Here is a 17,349-nt window from a genome sequence, read left to right as displayed (position 1 = left end):
CGAGGAGGACGAACCATGGCGGAGCCCGAGCGGCAACGGACCGAGCAGCGTCTGCGCCCCGCGCCCCTGCTCTTCGAGCCCGCGGAAGCCGTCGCCGACCCGGAGCACTTCTTCGACCTGGAGTCGATGGAGGACCCGCGGGAGCTGCTTGCCAGAGCCACCGAGCTGACCCACGCCTTCCGCGCCGCGACGGACCGCTCGGTCGAGTTCCAGGCGATCGCAGCCGCGCAGCTCGCCGACCCCCGCCGCTTCGACCGCCTGACCCCCGCCGCGATCGCCGAGCGCGCGGAGTGGACCGAGGACTACGCCAAGAAGATGGTCGAGTTCGGCCGGGACCTGCTGCGCGGGGGCAATACGGAGGCCTGAGGGGCTGCTCGGCGGGACTGCCGGGCGTGACCCGCCACGCCCGGTCCCGGCGCGCGGAAGATCGCGGGGCATATGCCAGGGAGGGCAAGGTACTCCCTCCCGCACCCCGTTGTCCCGATTTCCTGCAACTCTCTGAAAGGGAACGCTCACCGCCGGTAGATGTATTCGCCATGAGTAGTACACGTCTCCACCCCGGCCCTGCCCCCGCCGACACCCGTGACAGCTCCGACGTCACCACCGAGGGAGCCGCCTGGCTCGCCTCCGCGGAAACGTATCCGCGCAGCACCCTCACCCACTGGCGCAGCCGCCCCACCGCCCCGGCCGTACTCCCCTGCGGCTCCGTCTTCGACGTGGTGAGCGTCCCGGCCGTCTTCGGCCGCCGGATGCTGGACCGCCTGTGGGAAGAAGGCCCCGGATCCGGCCCCGTCGCGGCACACCGCGGCCGCATGCTCCTGTTCGCCGCCCCCGGCACCGCCCAGCGCCTGCCGTCGCTCCTGGAGTGGGAGGAGTGGGGCAGCGCCGTGCCCGGCATCCTCTGCCACGGCACGGGAGATGCCGTGACGGTGCCGCCGATCACCTCGGAAACCCACGCCCCCTCCGCCGAAACCGAGAACGGAACCGGAACCGGAACCGGAACCCCGCACCTCGAATCGCGCTGGCTGGTGGCCCCCGACGCCCGGCATCCCTGGCTTCCGGGACCCGAGGTGGTGCTCTGGGCCTGCGTTCGCGCGGCCCGCGCCGCGGCGGGCTCCGCGGTGCGTATATCGATTTTTCCTGGCGGCGATCAGGATGCTAAGGTCTACGACGTCAGCAGGCGCCGCTAGCTCAGTTGGTTAGAGCAGCTGACTCTTAATCAGCGGGTCCGGGGTTCGAGTCCCTGGCGGCGCACAGACAGAAAGAAGCCCCTCGCGCAAGCGAGGGGCTTCTTTCATGTCCGCGCCCGGCCCCCCCGCACGGGAGCCCCCGCTCACTCCCATCACCCCACCGACACCTTCACCGTCCACGCCCCCGTACCCGTACGCCCCTCCACCTCGATGCGTACGTCCTCGTCCGGCACCGTGAAGCTCTCCCCCACACTCACCGGCGCGTCCGCGAGCGGCGGATACACCGAGTCGCTCCAGCACGCGTCCGAGTCCGGGTGGGCGTCGAGGACCTCGACCGGGCCGCCCCCGGACGGCGCCTCATTGCGTACGCGATAGACGAGCACCCCCTCGGTGCAGGTGGCACGGTCGTTGCCCGTCGCGCCGCGCGCCTCGATGGCGATCGCGCTGCCGCGCCCCGTGCGCACCACCGCCAGCTTGGTGCCGCCGACACCCCCGCGGGCGGGCCGCGTCGACAGCGGATCGAGGGTCAGCCGCTGGCCCCCGCTCTCGACGCACATCACCTGCCGCCGGTCCAGCCAGCCGAGCTTCCACTTGTGCCAGCCGAAGAGGTCGGGCGAGAGGCCGAACTGGCTGCCCATGACATCCCAGTCGCCGACGTGCGTGTCCCAGTCGCCCTCGCCGTCCGTCGGCCGGTGGTAGAGGTCTGGCAGGTCGAAGACGTGGCCGGTCTCGTGGGCGAGGACGTTGCGGTCCGGCGGATGGCCCTCGAAGACCGTGACGATCCGCTTGATGTCCGTGCCGTCGGCCCGCATCGGCCGGTCGAAGTTGACGACCTTCGTCGCGTCCGAGTCGACGCCGGGCGCGTCCGGATCGGCGATCAGGTAGACGACGTCGTACCGCGAGAAGTCGACGTGCGGATCGGAGGCGGCCACCGCGTCCCGCAGATAGGCGCTGCGCCGGGCCGGGTTCCAGTCGCGCTGTATCGCGTACGAGGTGGAGTAGTCCGGCATCTCGACCCATTTGCGCTGCGCGTGCGGGCGCAGCGCGAACTTGCCGTAGGAGGCGCGGTCGAAGAATTCGCTGGTGGCGGGGAAGTAGTCGGCCGCAAGCTCGCCGGGGGTACTGCGGGGCGGGGAGTCGGGGAAGGAGAGGAAGACCATCACCGCGTCTAGATTGCGGTTGGGGCGCTGGTACGAGGTGTTCCAGGTGTCCAGGCCCTCCGAGTGGTGCGCCGGCGTGCGCTGGAGCGCGCAGGGCGTCCCCGGGGTGTCGGCGACCGCGGGGCCCGCGACGAGCCCCGTGGCGGCGAGTGCGGTCAGGGACGTGAAGGCGGCGGCCGCGCTGCGCCACCGGGGTCTCTCCCCTCCACGGGTGAGTCCCCAGGGGGGTAGCTGACGCGGCACGTCCACCTCCGGATGCGGATTACGGGGCATCCCACCCACCCTGTGTTGATTTATTTAAATACGCCCTGTTTGTCTAACCCGGTTGAGTGATGAGCGGCCTTTCTGGCGCCTTCTGGTGCTCACGGAACGTCACAAGTGGTACGAGGGCAGAGTGAGGCGCAAGGGAAGCGGTACACGGGTGAGCAGAAACGATCAGGCGTCGGGCGAGTGCACACCCGGAGCGGGCATGCACGTGTCCTATGCCGGAAGCGGCCGCCACGCGGTACCGCCCTGTGGCTGGAAGCGCCGTCCGGCCAGCCCCTATGATCGGCACACCTTCCTGCGCGGGCCCGGCCTCGCCGAACAACTGCACTGCGGGAGCAAGTGGTGAACGGAACGTCTGAAGGCCAAGCGCCCACAGCGGTCACAGCACCCGACCTCGCCAGGGCGCCCACTACGGAGCGTCGTCGTCCGCGGCAGCGACCCGATCACCGGGCCGCCTTCGCCGCGGCCCCCCTCGCCCTGGGCGTCGTCGACGGCGAGGGCCTGCTCGTCGACGCCAATGACGCGCTCGCCGAGCTGCTCGGCTCGACACCGGACGAACTGACGGGCCGCCTCGCCGCCGATCTGGTGGATCTGGCGTCGGACGCCCGCACCTGGCACGCGTACCGCGAGGTGCTCCGCGGCCGCCAGGCGAAGCTGCGCTGCACCCGGCGCCTGAAACACCCGGACGGGCACTCGCTCTGGGTCCAGGTCACCGTCTCGCCGATGCCCGGCGGCCGTACGGTCCTGCTCGCGGCCACCGACATCAGCGCACGCCGCGAGCTCCAGGCCCGGCTGCGGCATCTGCAGATGCACGACCCGGTGACGCGGCTGCCCAACCGCAGCCTGTTCTTCGAACGCCTCGCCGCCGCGATCGAGTCGGGTGCGTACGACGACACGGGCACCGGCCGGATCGGCCTCTGCTATCTGGATCTCGACGGGTTCAAGGCGGTCAACGACACCCTGGGCCACCGGGTCGGCGACCGGCTGCTCGCGGCCGTCGCCGAACGGCTCACGCGGTGCGCCGACGAGGCCGGTCACGGCAGGGCGGCGACGCCGCTGGTGGCGCGGCTCGGCGGCGACGAGTTCGCGCTGCTCGTGGAGGACTCGACGGGCACGGACCAGCTGTCCGAGCTCGCGGACTCGGCGCTCAAGGCGATTCAGGCCCCCTTCGACCTTTCGGGCCAGCGGCTCTCCGTGTCGGCGTCGATCGGGGTCGTGGAGCGGCGCGCCGCCGGGACCACGACGACCTGCCTGATGCAGGCCGCCGACACGACGCTGTACTGGGCGAAGTCGGACGGCAAGGCGCGCTGGACGCTCTTCGACCCCGAGCGCAACGCCCACCGGATGACCCGGCAGTCGCTGTCCAGCTCACTGCGTCCGGCCGTCGATCGCGGTGAATTCGTCCTGGACTACCAGCCGCTGGTGCGTCTGGAGGACGGCGGCGTGCGCGGGGTCGAGGCGCTGGTGCGGTGGCAGCATCCGCACTTCGGGCTGCTCACGCCGAATCGGTTCATCGGATTGGCCGAAGAGGACGGTTCGATCGTGCAGCTGGGCCGCTGGGTCCTTCGCACCGCGTGCCGTCAGGCCCGGCAGTGGCAGCTCGACCACCCGCAGCGGCCGCCGGTGTTCGTGAGCGTCAACGTCGCGGTGCGGCAGGTGTGGGACTCGGACCTGGTCGCCGATGTCGCGGAGATCCTCGCCGAGACGGGCCTGGCCCCCGAGCTGCTTCAGCTGGAGCTGACGGAGTCGGCGGTCATGGGCTCGGCGGGGCGGCCGTTGCAGGCCCTGCAGTCGCTCAGCGACATGGGGGTGCGGATCGCCATCGACGACTTCGGCACGGGGTACTCGAACCTGGCGTATCTGAGCCGGCTCCCGGTGTCCGTCCTCAAGCTGGACGGCTCGTTCGTGCGCGGCTTCCAGTACGACGCCGAGGCGGGCGAGGGGCACATCAACCCCGCCGACGAGGTCATCGTCGAGGCGCTCGTGCAGCTCGCGCACCGGCTCGGCCTGACCGTCACCGCGGAGTGCGTGGAGACCACGTCCCAGGCGGCACGGCTGCGGCGGATCGGCTGCGACACCGGGCAGGGGTGGCTGTACTCCCGCCCGGTGACGCCGGATCGTATCTCCGCGCTGCTCGCCGCGGGCTGAGGGCCCTACGCGCCGCGGGGCAGCCCGTAGGCGTCGGCGATCAGCTCGTACGAGCGCAGCCGCACGTCACCGCTGTGCGCGTTGGCGGTGATCATCAGCTCGTCGGCGCCGGTGCGCTTGGCGAGGTCGTCGAGGCCGGTGCGGACCTGGTCGGCGGTGCCGTGGATGACGTTGGAGTTCCAGCTGTTGACGAAGTCCCGCTCCATCTCGCTGAACGCGTACGCCTCGGCCTCCTCGGGCGTCGGGACGAGCCCCGGCTTTCCGGTGCGCAGCCGGACCATGTTCAGCGCGGCGGCGAGGACCTGGCGCCGGGCTTCGTCCTCCTCGTCGGTCGCGAGAGCGGACACGCCGATGAGGGCGTAGGGGGCGTCGAGTACGGCGGAGGGCTTGAACGATTCGCGGTAGAGGTCGAGCGCCGGGATCGTGTTCTGCGCGGAGAAGTGGTGCGCGAAGGCGAAGGGCAGGCCGAGTACTCCCGCGAGGCGGGCGCTGAACCCGGAGGAGCCGAGGAGCCACAGGGGCGGGCGGTGGGGGGACTGGACGCCGCCGGGCGAGGTGGCCTGGATCGGGCCGGGGACGGCGTGGATACGGCCGTACGGGTGGCCGTCGGGGAAGTCGTCGTCCAGGAAGCGGGTGAGCTCGGCGAGCTGCTGGGGGAAGTCGTCGGCGCCTTCGTTGAGGCGGTCCGTCCGGCGCAGGGCGGCCGCGGTCGCGCCGTCCGTACCGGGGGCGCGCCCCAGGCCCAGGTCGATGCGCCCCGGGGCCATCGCCTCCAGCGTGCCGAACTGCTCCGCGATGACGAGCGGGGCGTGGTTGGGCAGCATGACGCCGCCCGAGCCCAGGCGGATCCGCTCGGTGTGGGCGGCGAGGTGGGCGAGGATGACCGCCGGGGACGAGGAGGCCACGCCCGGCATGGAGTGGTGCTCGGCCACCCAGTAGCGGTGGTAGCCCCGCGCCTCGCCCAGCTTGGCGATCTCCACGCTCTTCCTGAGGGCGTCGGTGGCGGTCCGGCCGGCCCCCACGGTCACCAGGTCAAGCACGGACAACGGAACCGGCGCACTGCCGTGCCGCTCGCCGCGGATGTCGTCGCTCGATTCCACTGTCACGGGGTCCTGCCTCCTGCTGCGCGTACCGGTACTTCCGCAGCTGCCAACAGGAGGCCCACTCCGCTTTATTCCCCGCCCGGGCGATCACGCCCCCGCACCCGGCATCGAGACGCGAGGGGACGTGCCGGTATTTCCGCCCGGAGCACGGCTCGCGGCGCTCCCCAGCCGAAGAAGACAGGCGCCCGGAGGCGGATGGCGAGGACGGACATACCGGCGCGGCCCCGCACCCACAGACGGACCGGCTCCGCCCCCGGCTCCGGGCCGGAGGCCTACCCCCGTACCTGTACCACCGGTTCCTTGGTGAAGAGTGCGCCCAGTGAGGGTGCGTTCACGCGGCGGGCGGCCAGGCGCAGGGCCTCCCAGACCGTGACCTGGTTCGCCGTCAGGACCGGCTTGCCCAGCTCCTGCTCCAGGTCATGGATGTACGCCGCCGTGTGCAGTGCCGTGTCCGGGAGGAGCAGCGCCTCCGCGTCGGGGTGGTCGCCCGCGCGGGCCATGGCGCTGACCTCCTCCCAGCCCCACGTACCGACCTCCGCGGCCGTGATGATGCCGCTGCCCTGCGTGGACACGACCTCGGTCCCGGACGCCTTCAGGAACGAGGCGAAGAGCGAGGCCACGTCCTCCGGATACGTCGCGGCGACAGCGACCCTGCTCGCCCCCACCTCCCCCACCGCGTGGGCGAAGGCGAACGACGTACTGGACGCGGGAAGACCCGCCGTCCGGGCGAGCGTGCGGACCTGGTCGTGCGCCCCCTCCCAGCCGAAGACGAAGCTCGCGCTGGTACAGGCCCACACCACGGCCTCCGCGCCGGCCAGGCGAAGCTCCTCGACCCCGGCGGCGAGCCGTTGTGGTGATCCCATCTCCAGGAGCGCGTCGACCCGGTGCGCGTCCTCACCGATGTCGGTGTGGACGACCTGCAGTCGGACGTCACTCCCCAGCATCTGCTCCATGCGGGGGTAGTCGTCCTCAGCCGAGTGACCCGGATAGAGGAAACCAAGTGCGGTCACTTCCAGCCTCCTTCAAGGCAGCGGTGGTGGTCCTTCGGGCAGACCCTCGGACAGGCCCTGCGGCGGATCGACCGGGAGCACACCGGGCAGCGAGCCCGGCCCGGTGACCGGGCCCGCGCCCGGCCTGGCACTCGGATCGATCAGCGCCTGGTAGGGCCCTACGGCATGGGTACCCAGGCGGCGCAGCGCCGACCACATCGTCACCTGGTTCGCGGAGATCACCGGCATCCGCAGCTCGGCCTCCAGCTGCGGGATGACGTCGTAGGTGGCGAGGTTGGTGCAGCTGATGAAGAGCGCGTCGGCCCCACCGAGCACGGCCCGGCGCGCCATGTCCGCCACGTCCTTGTACGGCACTTTCCAGATGTGCCGGGTCAGGCCGAGATAGGCGCGTCCGGTGACGGACACACCGGATTCGGCCAGATACTCCTCGAGGGACTGGGTCACCGACCAGGTGTAGGGCGTGACGAGCGCGATGCGCCGCGCGCCCAGATCCTCGAGCGCTTCGAGCAGCGCGCCCGAGGTGGTGATCGAGGAGACCGCGCCCTCGCGGTGCATGGCCTCGCACATCGCCCGCTCCCCGGCGATGCCGCCGACGAAGCTGCCCGACGTACAGGCATAGGCGAGGACTTCGGGTTCGGCTGCGCTCAGGGCACGGACCGCCTCGGCGAGCGTTTCGTGTTCGCTGACGAGTCGTGCCAGGTCAAGGCTTACTTCGACGGGCACGTACGGAGTACGTGTCAGGTGGAGGGAGACCTCGTCCGGCACCCAGCGCCAGAGCTCCCTGTCGAGTGCGAAGTCGAATGGTGCGACGACACCTACACCGCGTTGAGGGTGCGGTCCGCCAAGGAAGGAGACGTCCATGAGCAGGCCCCAAATTCGTGCGTGCGTGCATTTGAGGGACCGGCCGGGGGCCGGGAGATGTGCGGAACCGGCGACGCGCCGGGACGTCGGGATGGGGCATATGGCGCGAAGAGAGCGCTACAGAGTGTGCTAAGACCTCGTACGGAGCGTACTCAGCCTCGGGGTGCTTGTGGTAGAGCACCTCTGTTGACGAAGGTAGTTTCAGGTGCGAGCGTGGTCAATCCGCGCATCTCAGACGGCTCTGGCCGACACAAAACTCAGGGAAGCGGACTCTCATTGCGAAACGGTTTCTCCCAGATGTCCGAATCAAGCTCTGATCCGATGTCCGAAACAACCGTTCTGGTCCTTGACGCCCCGTCCCCCGCCCCGCCGCCCCGCCTGGGCAGCCTCACAGGACGCGCCCGGGTCCTGCACGCGGACGCGGACACCCTTTCGGCCCAACTCCCCCATGCCGACGTGCTCCTGGTGTGGGACTTCCTCTCGGACGCGGTGCGTCAGGCCTGGCCGGGCGAGGGACCGAGGCCCCGCTGGGTGCACACCGCGAGCGCGGGCGTGGACCGCCTGATGTGCCCCGATCTCGTCGAGTCCGACACGCTGGTCACGAACGCACGCGGCGTCTTCGACCAGCCGATCGCCGAGTACGTGGCGGCGCTGATCCTCGCCATGGCCAAGGACCTGCCGCGCACGCTCCAGCTCCAGGACGCCCGCACCTGGCAGCACCGCGAGACCCAGCGGATCGCCCGTACGCGCGCGTGTGTCGTGGGTTCGGGCCCCATCGGACACGCCATCGTCCGCATGCTCAAGGGGCTCGGGATCATCACCGCCTTGGTGGGGCGCAGTGCGCGGGGCGGCGTGCACGGCCCCGAGGAACTTGACCGGCTGATGGCGCGCGCCGACTGGGTGGTGTGCGCGGCGCCGCTGACGGACGACACGCGCGGCATGTTCGACGCGCGGCGCTTCGGCATGATGCAGCCGTCGGCGCGGTTCATCAACATCGGGCGCGGCGCGCTCGTCGTGGAGGACGATCTCGCGGCCGCCCTGTCGAAGCGTTGGATCGCGGGGGCGGCGCTCGATGTCTTCGAGCGCGAGCCCCTGCCGGCCGAGAGCCCCCTGTGGACGGCGCCCGGCCTCCTCGTCTCCCCGCACATGAGCGGGGACGTGGTCGGCTGGCGCGATGAACTGGGCGCGCAGTTCGTCGAGTTGTACGAGGAGTGGGCGGCCGGACGGCCGCTGGCGAACGTGGTCGACAAGAAACGCGGGTATGTACCGGGGAATTGATCACTCCCCGAGCCACCCACCTCATCCCTGAGGCACCCCTGAGGCGAGCCACTTCCCTCCCCCTTGAGGAGCGTGCATGACCGAGCTCACTGATCTCACCGCGGTACAACTCGTCGAGGCCTATCGCAAGGGCGAATTCAGTCCGGTGGACGCGACACGGGCGGCGCTGCGCAGGGCCGAAGAGGTGCAGCCCGTGGTGAACGCCTTCGTGCGCATCGACGGCGAGGAGGCGCTCGCGCAGGCCGAGGCGAGCGCCGGGCGGTGGCGGCGCGGTGAGCCGAGCGGTCTGGTGGACGGGGTCCCGGTCTCGGTCAAGGACATCCTGTTGCAGCGCGGCGGACCGACGCTGCGGGGGTCGCGGACGGCGCGCACGGAGGGCCCCTGGGAGGAGGACGCGCCGTCGGTGGCGCGGCTGCGCGAGCACGGCGCGGTGTTCATCGGCAAGACGACGACGCCCGAGTTCGGCTGGAAGGGTGTCACGGACAGCCCGCAGAGCGGGATCACGCGCAATCCGTACGACCCTTCGCGCACGGCGGGTGGTTCGAGCGGCGGCAGCGCGGCGGCCGTGGCGCTCGGCGCAGCTCCGGTGTCGCTCGGCACGGACGGCGGCGGCTCGGTGCGCATCCCCGGCTCCTTCTGCGGCATCTTCGCGCTGAAGCCGACGTACGGAAGGGTGCCGCTCTACCCCGCGTCCGCGTTCGGCACCCTCGCGCACGTCGGCCCGATGACGCGGGACGCGGCGGACGCGGCGCTCCTGATGGACGTCATCAGCGGCCCCGACCCGCGCGACTGGTCGGGGCTGGGCCCGGCGGCCGGCAGCTTCCGCGCGGGTATCGAAGGCGGCGTACGCGGTCTGCGCATCGCGTACTCCCCCTCGCTCGGCGGTCAGGTCGCGGTGCGGCCCGCGGTCGCCGCTTCGGTACGGCAGGCGGTGGAGTCACTCGCGGCGCAGGGGGCGTACGTCGAGGAGACCGACCCGGACTTCACGGACCCGGTGGAGGCGTTCCACACCCTGTGGTTCAGCGGCGCCGCGCGCGTGATCCAGCATCTGCCGCCCGACCGGAGGGCGTTGCTCGACCCGGGACTGCGGGAGGTCTGTGCGCAGGGCGCCCGGGCCAGCGCGCTCGACTACCTCGCCGCAGTTGACGTACGCATGGAGCTCGGCCGTCGCATGGGCGCCTTCCATCAGACGTACGACCTTCTGATCACTCCGACCTTGCCGATCACCGCTTTCGAGGCTGGAGCGGAGGTACCGAAAGGTTCCGGCCATCGTCGGTGGACGGGATGGACGCCGTTCACGTACCCCTTCAACATGACGCAGCAGCCGGCGGCGACCGTCCCGTGCGGGGTGGACCGCGACGGGCTGCCCATCGGGGTGCAGATCGTGGGGGCGCGGCACGCCGACGCGCTCGTCCTGCGGGCCGCGCACGCTCTGTACGAAGCGGGCGGCGCGGAGATCGCGCCGCCCGCCGCCGTCTGATCCTCCGGGCTCGATCTACGCCCTGCGGAAATTCAGCGTCTCGCCCTGCGCTCCGGCGCGCCACAGGTCGTTGCAGGCCTCGGCCATCCGGTCGAGGCCGTCGACGACCTGCCCCCAGACGATGCCGGGGACCCAGCCGACGTCTCCGTTGAGCAGCAGGTTGTTGCGTTCGTAGAAGAGGGCGAGGTCCACGACCGTGGCGCCCGCCTTGACGTCCGCGGCCGGTTCGTACCCATAGGCCTGCGTGCCCAGCTGTGTCCCGTTGAAGGAGAAATAGCAGAGGTCGCCGGGAATGGGGGTGACTGTCGGATTCTCCAGAGGTGGCTCGCGGTCCGCGAAAGCCGGAAAGAGGGCGTAGATCTCATTGCGGGCGTACTTCGCGTGATAGACGTCTTCGCCCAGCGGAAGCGCCTCCCACACCGCCGCGCAAGTCAGCGGCGCCCGGTCGTCGAGCAGTTTTGCCGTGCACGTCACTCCCCGCTTGGCGAGGGAGACTTCGATGAATCGGTCTGCCATGTGTCCCATGCTCCTCCCTGGGTCAAGACCACAACGATTGCATCAGGGGCCGAAATTGGTCCGCATATTCGGCGTCGAGTCGGGTAGCCGCGCGCCCATGGCTCCACCACATGAGAACAACGAGGGATTCACAGGCAGCAGGCTTCGCCGCCGCTCCCTGCTCGCAGGAGCAGCGGCGCTCGGAGCTCTCGGGGCTGCGGGGTGCGTGAAGGTTCCGGAGGAGGGGAAGGTCGAGGGCGGGGATCTACTGAGCAAGCTTCGCGACAAGGGGACCGTGAAGATCGGCGTGGCGGGAGAGCTTCCCTTCGGCTACATCGACAAGAAGGGTGAGGTCACCGGGGAGGCACCGGAGATCGCCAAGGTGATCTTCCCGAGGCTCGGTGTGCCGAAGGTCGAGGCCGTACCGACCGAGTTCGGCGCGCTGATTCCGGGGCTCACCCAGGCGCAGCAGTTCGACGTCGTGTCCGCGGGCATGTACATCAGCCCGGTCCGCTGCGCGGAGGTCCTCTTCTCCGATCCCGACTACCTGATGCTCGACGCCTTCATCGTGAAGAAGGGCAATCCGCACGGGATCAAGCGGTACGAAGACATAGTCGAGAAGAAGCTCAAGCTGGCCAGTGGCACCGCGTACGCCGAAATCGCCTACGCGGAGGCGGCGGGGGTGAAGGACATCCTCATCCTGCCGGACCCGGTGGCGGGCCTCGCCGCGGTCGAGCAGGGCCGGGTCGACGCCTTCGCGGGCACCGCCATCACCACTCGTGACGTGGTGAAGGGCAGCAAGCGGGCCGAGGTGACCAAGGCCTTCCAGCCCAAGGTGGACGGAAAGCCCGCCTACGGCGCGGGCGGGTTCGCCTTCCGCCTCGGCGAGAAGAACCTCCGCGACGCCTTCAACAAAGAGCTCCACAAGATGAAGGACAGCGGCGAGCTGCTGCGGGTCGTCGGCCAGTTCGGCTTCACCAAGACCGAGATGACCGATCTGACGGTCGACGATCTGTGCCCGCCCTCGAAGGGAGCCTCCTGATGATGACGTGGGACTTCATCACGGCGTGGTTCCTGCCCGGTCTCTGGATCACCGTGCAGATCACGGTCTACAGCGCGGCCCTGGCCTTCGTCATCGCCTTCCCGATCGGCGTGCTGCGTACGTCGCCGCTCTGGATCGTGCGTTTCCTTGCCGGGACCTACTTCGAGATCTTCCGCGGCACGTCGGCCCTGGTCTTCATGTTCTGGATGGCCTTCACGCTGCCGATGCTGTTCGGCTTCAGCTTCCTGCCGATGGCCGCCGGTGTACTGGCCCTCGGCATGACGTACGGGGCCTACGGTTCGGAGATCGTGCGCGGCGCTCTCGCCGCCGTGCCGGTGGCGCAGCGCGAGGCGGGGGTTGCGCTGAACTTCACCAAGGCGCAGCGTCTGCGCAAGATCGAGATCCCGCAGGCCTGGCCCGAGATGCTGCCTCCCTTCAACAACCTGTTGATCGAGCTGCTCAAGGGCACGTCCCTGGTCTCCCTCATCGCGGTGGCCGACATGACCTTCGCGGGCAACCTGTGGCGGCTCGTGACCGCCGAGAGCGCTCCGGTCTACACGGTGCTCCTGGTGGTCTACTTCGTGCTCGCCTTCCTCCTGACGCGCGGAATGCGGCTGCTTGAGCGGCACGCGAAGGCGCGGATCGGCCAGGCGCCCGAGAAGGTCGGCCTCCTCGGCGGGCTGCGTTCCAAGTCGTCGATCGACGCCGTGACCGGTACCGGGGGTGCCAAGTGAACTGGGACTGGTCCAATGTCGAGGACTTCATGCCGAAGTTCTGGGACGGTTTGTTCGTCACGCTCCAGGCGGTCGCCTGGGGCACCGTGATCGCGTTCTCCCTGGGTCTGCTCTGGGCGATCGCACAGCGCTCCGACAAGGTGTGGATCCGCTGGCCGGTGACGGCGATCACCGAGTTCATCCGGAACACCCCGCTGCTCGTGCAGCTGTTCTTCCTGTTCACCGTCGTCCCCGAGTTCGGCCCCACGATGTCGCCGCTCACCACGGGCATCGTCGGCCTCGGTCTGCACTACTCGACGTACACCGCCGAGGTGTACCGCGCGGGCATCGACGGCGTTCCCGTCGGCCAGTGGGAGGCGGCCACCGCGCTGAGCCTGCCCAAGCGCCGCACGTGGACCGCGATCATCCTGCCGCAGGCCATCCGCCGCGTGATCCCCGCACTGGGCAACTACGTGGTGTCGATGCTCAAGGACTCCCCGCAGATCGCCGCCATCGGCGCCCTGGACATGCTGGGCGAGGCCAAGGGATTCACCCAGGCGACCTTCACCTACGAGGCCATCAGCGTCGTGGGCATCGCCTTCATCGTCATTGCCTACCCGGCTTCCGTTCTTCTCCGAGTCTTGGAGCGTCGTCTTGTCCGCTGACAGCAGCACCTCGAAGGAAACAGTCAATCCCACGGTGGACGGCAGCGAGCTGATCCGCTTCGACAAGGTCACCAAGCGCTTCGGCAGCCATGTCGTCCTGGACGAGCTCGACTTCTCCGTGGCGTCGGGCAAGCACGTCACGCTCATCGGCCCCTCCGGATCCGGCAAGACGACGATCCTGCGGCTCCTGATGACCCTGATGAAGCCCGAAGAGGGCACGATCAAGGTCGGCGGCGAGTACCTCACGCACGAGACGAAGAACGGCAAGCTCGTCCCGGCGAGCGAGAAGTACGTCCGCGAGGTCCGCAAGAACATCGGGATGGTCTTCCAGCAGTTCAACCTCTTCCCGAACATGAAGGTCCTGCGCAACATCACCGAGGCGCCGGTCCAGGTGCTCGGCCTGCCCAAGGACGAGGCCGACCAGCGGGCGCGCGAGCTGCTCGAACTGGTCGGGCTCACCGAGCACATCGACAAGTACCCGAGCCAGCTCTCCGGCGGCCAGCAGCAGCGCGTGGCCATCGCGCGCGCCCTGGCGATGCGCCCGCAGGTGCTGCTCCTCGACGAGGTCACGTCCGCGCTCGACCCCGAACTGGTGGCCGGTGTTCTCGACGTCCTCAGGGACATCGCGCACACCACGGACATCACCATGCTCTGCGTGACCCACGAGATGAACTTCGCGCGTGACATCTCGGACCAGGTCCTGATGTTCGACTCGGGCCGCGTCATCGAGGCCGGCACCCCGGAGAAGATCTTCACCGAGCCCGAGCACGAGCGGACAAGGGAGTTCCTCAGCGCGGTCCTGTGACCGCGGACCGTAATCGCCCGTAATGATCCGCCGGTGATGCGCCGGTGATCCACGCAGAAGCCCGGGTGATGACGCTGGCATATGCCAGAGTGGCGCGTTCCTGCTGACAGAGCCGGGGACGCGCCACATTCTCGTCAACAGCCGCTCCAAATCGGCCTCTTGGCGGCTATCGTGGGACGGAGCCCAGCTGTCCGGAACCGTTCCACGCAGGGGGAAAGCCGTGGCGCTGAAGCACGAGCCGTTCACGCCGCAGCACTCGGTGCAGAGCGCCCTGAGGGTGCTCGAAATCGTCGCCCGGCACGACACAGGCGTGACCGAAACCGAACTCGCCCGGCAGACCAAACTCCCCGCGGCCCGCCTCGCCGCCCTGCTGCGCATGCTCCGCCGCGAGGCCTACGTCGACCAGACTTCCGACGGCGCCTATGTGACCGGACATTCGCTCAACCGTCTCGGCGCCGCGGAGGGCCGCGAGACGGCACTGCGGGACAAGCTCAAGGGAACGCTCGACGGGCTGCGCGACACGATCGGCGCGGCCGTCTACGTCAGCCGGTACGAAGACGGCGAAATCAAGATCACCGACTTCGCGGACGGCCCCCGCACCCCGAAGGTCAACGAGTGGGTGGACTTCCGCTCCGCCGCGCACGCCAGCGCGGTCGGCAAGAGCCTGCTGACCCAGCTCGACCTGAACGGCCGCAGGGACCACCTCTCGCGCCACAAGATGGCCCGCCTCACCTCACGGACGATCACGAACGAACGGGTCCTCCTGAACCGCCTCGCCGCCCAGCCCGCCACGGTCCCCGTCCTCGACCTCCAGGAGTACGCGGTCGGCACGGTCTGCGCCGCGGTCCCCATCACCGCGGGCTCCGCGGCCGGCTGCCTGGCCCTCTCCCTCCCGCTGGAGCACGCCCACCGGCTGCGCGAAGCCGCAAGGACGCTCAATCGCGGGGCGGCGCCCGTGCTGCTCTCCCTCGCGATCTAGGGGCTCGCCGGGGGGCTCCGGGCAGCGGTTCTGAGCACCCCCCGGGACCAGGTATTATTTTCGAGTCAGCAGGCGCCGCTAGCTCAGTTGGTTAGAGCAGCTGACTCTTAATCAGCGGGTCCGGGGTTCGAGTCCCTGGCGGCGCACAGACAGTGAGAAGCCCCTCGCGCGAGCGGGGGGCTTCTTTCGTTGCCACCCCCCGCTGCGTATCCCCCTGCATCTCCCCCGCATATCCCCCGCACCGGTGAGGACAGCGCCGGCGGGGCGCCGCGATACTGGCACCGCCTCCTGTCCCGAGGAGCCGCCCGATGCAGCGCCCCCTGCCCGCCCTGTCCCGGCTGCGCACCACCCGCCCCTACGTGGTGGACACCGCCCTTGCCGCCGTGGTGCTCTTCGCCGTATCGCTCCAGTTCCTCTTCCCGGACGAGGGGGGCGATCCGCTGAGCCCCGGCGGTTTCGTCCTGGGCGCCGGGACCGCGGTGCCGCTGATCTGGCGCCGGCGCGCCCCCTTCGCCTGCGCCGGCGTGATCGCCGTCTTCACGCCCGCCATGGCGCTCTACCACCGGCCGCCGCCCGACGTCTGCTTCGGCGGCATGGTCGCCCTCTACACCGTGGCCGCCCTGAGCCCGCCGCTGAAGCGGCGCGTCATGTTCGCCGGGTGGCTGGCGGGAGCCGCCATCACCATGGCCTTCAAGGAGCACGCCGAGCCGTACGAATACCCCTTCCACCTGATCAGCCTCATCAGCGCGTACGCACTCGGCGCCTTCGCCCGCGTGCAGCGCGCGTACACGGCGGCCCTGGAGGACCGGGCCCGGCGCCTGGAGCGGGAGCGGGCCACCGAGACGGCGCGTGCGGTCAGTCAGGAGCGGTCCCGGATCGCCCGCGACATGCACGACATCCTCGCCCACGCGGTGAGCCTGATGGTGGTCCAGGCGGAGGCCGGTCCCGTCGTCGTCCGCAGCGACCCGGACCGCGCGGTGGGGGCCTTCGAGGCGATCGCGGGGGCGGGGCGCGACGCGATGGTGCAGCTGCGGCGGATCCTGGGCGTACTGAGAGAGCCGTCGGCCCCGGACGGCCGCGACCCGCAGCCGACGCTCGCCGCGCTCCCGGAACTGACCGCGCTCGTCGAACGGACCGGTCTGCGCGTCGGCCTCGCGCAGACGGGACATCCGCGTCCGCTGCCGCCGTACGTCGAGGTGGCCGCGTACCGCATCGTCCAGGAGGCGCTGACCAACTGCGTCAAGCACGCGGCGGCGACGGAGGCGTCCGTCCGGCTCGACTGGCTGGACGCGGAGTTGCGGATACGGGTCCAGGACGACGGAGTCGGGTTCCTGACCTCGGAGGGTGACGGGCACGGGCTCGTCGGCATCCGGGAACGCGCCGCCGCCTGCGGTGGCACGGCCGAGGCCGGAAACGGACCCGATGGCGGATTCCGCGTCGCCGTACGGCTGCCCACGGCATCCTGGGGTGATGAGCATCCGGGTGGCGGTCGCCGACGATCAGGAGCTGGTGCGCAGCGGCTTCTCGATGATCCTTGAGGCGCAGCCCGACATCGAGGTGGTGGCGGAGGCGGGTGACGGCGCGCAGGCGGTGGCGGCGGTCCTGCGGCACGGCCCCGACGTCGTCCTCCTGGACATCCGCATGCCGGGCATGGACGGCATCGAGGCGGCCCGCCGGGTGTGCGCGCGGTCCAGCTGCCGGGTGGTCATGCTGACCACCTTCGACCACGACGAGTACGTCTACGAGGCGCTGTACGCGGGAGCCAGCGGCTTCCTGCTCAAGGACGTCCGCCGGGACGACCTGGTGCACGCGGTACGGGTGGTGGCGGCCGGGGATTCCCTGCTCGCGCCCTCGGTGACGCGACGCCTGGTGGCGGACGTGGTCCGGCGCCGCCGCACGGAGTCCGACGCGCCCGACGTATCGCCCTCCGAACGCCTCGCGGTCCTCACCGCCCGCGAGGAGGAGACGCTGCGTCTTCTCGCGCGGGGCCTGTCCAACGCGGAGATCGCGGCGTCGTTCGTGGTCAGCGAGCACACGGTGAAGACCCATGTCAGCAACGTCCTGTCGAAGCTGGGACTGCGGGACCGGGTACAGGCGGTGATCTGCGCGTACGAGACGGGACTCGTGGTGCCGGGGAGCTAGATCCGCCATCT

Annotated in this window: 17 protein-coding genes and 2 tRNA genes; 14 read left to right on the top strand and 5 right to left on the bottom strand. The window is 70.2% G+C overall.

The window, feature by feature from the left end; all coding sequences use genetic code 11:
- Positions 1 to 15 precede the first annotated feature (15 nt).
- The 3 genes from ABZ906_RS29860 (at position 16) to ABZ906_RS29850 (ending at position 1,254) form a co-directional block, all read left to right on the top strand.
- Positions 16 to 366 carry a hypothetical protein gene (locus ABZ906_RS29860; protein ID WP_361387884.1) on the top strand — a complete coding sequence of 117 codons (351 nt, stop codon included), beginning with the start codon at positions 16 to 18 and terminating at the stop codon, positions 364 to 366.
- Positions 367 to 536: 170 nt separating this feature from the next.
- Positions 537 to 1,190: a bifunctional DNA primase/polymerase gene (locus ABZ906_RS29855; protein WP_361387881.1), complete on the top strand. Its 654-nt coding sequence runs from the start codon at positions 537 to 539 to the stop codon at positions 1,188 to 1,190.
- Positions 1,181 to 1,254: transfer RNA gene (locus tag ABZ906_RS29850), tRNA-Lys, on the top strand. Before ABZ906_RS29855 ends, ABZ906_RS29850 begins: the two co-directional genes overlap by 10 nt.
- Positions 1,255 to 1,342: 88 nt before the next feature.
- Here ABZ906_RS29850 and ABZ906_RS29845 read toward each other — a convergent pair.
- Positions 1,343 to 2,623, bottom strand: coding sequence for a M6 family metalloprotease domain-containing protein (locus ABZ906_RS29845; RefSeq protein ID WP_361387878.1), 1,281 nt, complete (start codon positions 2,621 to 2,623; stop codon positions 1,343 to 1,345).
- 336 nt (positions 2,624 to 2,959) lie between these two features.
- Between ABZ906_RS29845 and ABZ906_RS29840 the strand changes: the two genes are divergently transcribed.
- On the top strand, positions 2,960 to 4,765 hold the full coding sequence (locus tag ABZ906_RS29840) for an EAL domain-containing protein (RefSeq protein WP_361387875.1): 1,806 nt from the start codon (positions 2,960 to 2,962) through the stop codon (positions 4,763 to 4,765).
- 5 nt (positions 4,766 to 4,770) lie between these two features.
- On the opposite strand, the gene ABZ906_RS29835 is transcribed toward ABZ906_RS29840, so the two are convergent.
- The 3 genes from ABZ906_RS29835 to ABZ906_RS29825 form a co-directional block, all read right to left on the bottom strand.
- Complete coding sequence (locus ABZ906_RS29835; protein WP_361387872.1) at positions 4,771 to 5,871, bottom strand: LLM class flavin-dependent oxidoreductase; 1,101 nt, start codon at positions 5,869 to 5,871, stop codon at positions 4,771 to 4,773.
- Positions 5,872 to 6,140: 269 nt separating this feature from the next.
- On the bottom strand, positions 6,141 to 6,878 hold the full coding sequence (locus ABZ906_RS29830; protein WP_361387869.1) for a decarboxylase: 738 nt from the start codon (positions 6,876 to 6,878) through the stop codon (positions 6,141 to 6,143).
- A gap of 12 nt (positions 6,879 to 6,890) precedes the next feature.
- A complete protein-coding gene (locus tag ABZ906_RS29825; RefSeq protein ID WP_361387866.1) occupies positions 6,891 to 7,739 on the bottom strand; it encodes a decarboxylase in 849 nt (282 codons plus the stop codon).
- 321 nt (positions 7,740 to 8,060) lie between these two features.
- On the opposite strand from ABZ906_RS29825, the gene ABZ906_RS29820 reads away from it, so the two are divergent.
- Together ABZ906_RS29820 and ABZ906_RS29815 are read left to right on the top strand one after the other, a co-directional pair.
- Entirely contained in the window at positions 8,061 to 9,017 is a 957-nt protein-coding gene (locus ABZ906_RS29820) for a D-2-hydroxyacid dehydrogenase (RefSeq protein ID WP_361186459.1), read from the top strand.
- Between the two features lie 76 nt (positions 9,018 to 9,093).
- On the top strand, positions 9,094 to 10,497 hold the full coding sequence (locus tag ABZ906_RS29815; RefSeq protein WP_361387863.1) for an amidase: 1,404 nt from the start codon (positions 9,094 to 9,096) through the stop codon (positions 10,495 to 10,497).
- A gap of 15 nt (positions 10,498 to 10,512) precedes the next feature.
- Here the strand turns inward: ABZ906_RS29815 and ABZ906_RS29810 are convergent, their stop codons facing one another.
- A complete protein-coding gene (locus tag ABZ906_RS29810) occupies positions 10,513 to 11,013 on the bottom strand; it encodes a DUF3830 family protein (RefSeq protein ID WP_361186465.1) in 501 nt (166 codons plus the stop codon).
- 97 nt (positions 11,014 to 11,110) lie between these two features.
- On the opposite strand from ABZ906_RS29810, the gene ehuB reads away from it, so the two are divergent.
- The 8 genes from ehuB to ABZ906_RS29770 all read left to right on the top strand — a co-directional run bounded on the left by ehuB (position 11,111) and on the right by ABZ906_RS29770 (position 17,338).
- Positions 11,111 to 12,034: an ectoine/hydroxyectoine ABC transporter substrate-binding protein EhuB gene (gene ehuB, locus ABZ906_RS29805; RefSeq protein ID WP_361186467.1), complete on the top strand. Its 924-nt coding sequence runs from the start codon at positions 11,111 to 11,113 to the stop codon at positions 12,032 to 12,034.
- Positions 12,034 to 12,768: an ectoine/hydroxyectoine ABC transporter permease subunit EhuC gene (ehuC, locus tag ABZ906_RS29800; protein ID WP_361387860.1), complete on the top strand. Its 735-nt coding sequence runs from the start codon at positions 12,034 to 12,036 to the stop codon at positions 12,766 to 12,768. Before ehuB ends, ehuC begins: the two co-directional genes overlap by 1 nt.
- Positions 12,765 to 13,412 carry an ectoine/hydroxyectoine ABC transporter permease subunit EhuD gene (gene ehuD, locus ABZ906_RS29795; protein WP_361186472.1) on the top strand — a complete coding sequence of 216 codons (648 nt, stop codon included), beginning with the start codon at positions 12,765 to 12,767 and terminating at the stop codon, positions 13,410 to 13,412. The genes ehuC and ehuD overlap by 4 nt, the downstream gene beginning before the upstream one ends.
- Positions 13,402 to 14,217 (top strand): ectoine/hydroxyectoine ABC transporter ATP-binding protein EhuA, encoded by an 816-nt coding sequence (gene ehuA, locus ABZ906_RS29790; RefSeq protein WP_361186475.1) that lies wholly within the window; start codon positions 13,402 to 13,404, stop codon positions 14,215 to 14,217. Before ehuD ends, ehuA begins: the two co-directional genes overlap by 11 nt.
- Before the next feature lie 220 nt (positions 14,218 to 14,437).
- Positions 14,438 to 15,196, top strand: a complete 759-nt coding sequence (locus tag ABZ906_RS29785) for an IclR family transcriptional regulator C-terminal domain-containing protein (protein WP_361387857.1) — start codon at positions 14,438 to 14,440, stop codon at positions 15,194 to 15,196.
- 72 nt (positions 15,197 to 15,268) lie between these two features.
- A tRNA-Lys gene (locus ABZ906_RS29780) sits at positions 15,269 to 15,342 on the top strand.
- A 162-nt stretch (positions 15,343 to 15,504) separates the two neighbouring features.
- Positions 15,505 to 16,734 (top strand): sensor histidine kinase, encoded by a 1,230-nt coding sequence (locus ABZ906_RS29775; RefSeq protein ID WP_361387855.1) that lies wholly within the window; start codon positions 15,505 to 15,507, stop codon positions 16,732 to 16,734.
- Positions 16,667 to 17,338 carry a response regulator transcription factor gene (locus ABZ906_RS29770; protein ID WP_361387852.1) on the top strand — a complete coding sequence of 224 codons (672 nt, stop codon included), beginning with the start codon at positions 16,667 to 16,669 and terminating at the stop codon, positions 17,336 to 17,338. The genes ABZ906_RS29775 and ABZ906_RS29770 overlap by 68 nt, the downstream gene beginning before the upstream one ends.
- Positions 17,339 to 17,349 lie beyond the last annotated feature (11 nt).

It is taken from the genome of Streptomyces sp. NPDC046925 (assembly GCF_040644915.1).
Lineage (GTDB): Bacteria > Actinomycetota > Actinomycetes > Streptomycetales > Streptomycetaceae > Streptomyces.
The sequence above is the reverse complement of the archived record's forward strand: the minus strand, read 5'-3'. Positions and strand labels throughout refer to the sequence as shown.

Coding starts and splice junctions, on each gene's coding strand:
- ABZ906_RS29860 (WP_361387884.1), top strand. CDS start 16: ATGGCGGAGCCCGAGCGGCAACGGACCGAGCAGCGTCTGCGCCCCGCG.
- ABZ906_RS29855 (WP_361387881.1), top strand. CDS start 537: ATGAGTAGTACACGTCTCCACCCCGGCCCTGCCCCCGCCGACACCCGT.
- ABZ906_RS29845 (WP_361387878.1), bottom strand. CDS start 2,623: ATGCCCCGTAATCCGCATCCGGAGGTGGACGTGCCGCGTCAGCTACCC.
- ABZ906_RS29825 (WP_361387866.1), bottom strand. CDS start 7,739: ATGGACGTCTCCTTCCTTGGCGGACCGCACCCTCAACGCGGTGTAGGT.
- ABZ906_RS29820 (WP_361186459.1), top strand. CDS start 8,061: ATGTCCGAAACAACCGTTCTGGTCCTTGACGCCCCGTCCCCCGCCCCG.
- ABZ906_RS29815 (WP_361387863.1), top strand. CDS start 9,094: ATGACCGAGCTCACTGATCTCACCGCGGTACAACTCGTCGAGGCCTAT.
- ABZ906_RS29810 (WP_361186465.1), bottom strand. CDS start 11,013: ATGGCAGACCGATTCATCGAAGTCTCCCTCGCCAAGCGGGGAGTGACG.
- ehuB (WP_361186467.1), top strand. CDS start 11,111: ATGGCTCCACCACATGAGAACAACGAGGGATTCACAGGCAGCAGGCTT.
- ehuC (WP_361387860.1), top strand. CDS start 12,034: ATGATGACGTGGGACTTCATCACGGCGTGGTTCCTGCCCGGTCTCTGG.
- ABZ906_RS29775 (WP_361387855.1), top strand. CDS start 15,505: ATGCAGCGCCCCCTGCCCGCCCTGTCCCGGCTGCGCACCACCCGCCCC.
- ABZ906_RS29770 (WP_361387852.1), top strand. CDS start 16,667: ATGAGCATCCGGGTGGCGGTCGCCGACGATCAGGAGCTGGTGCGCAGC.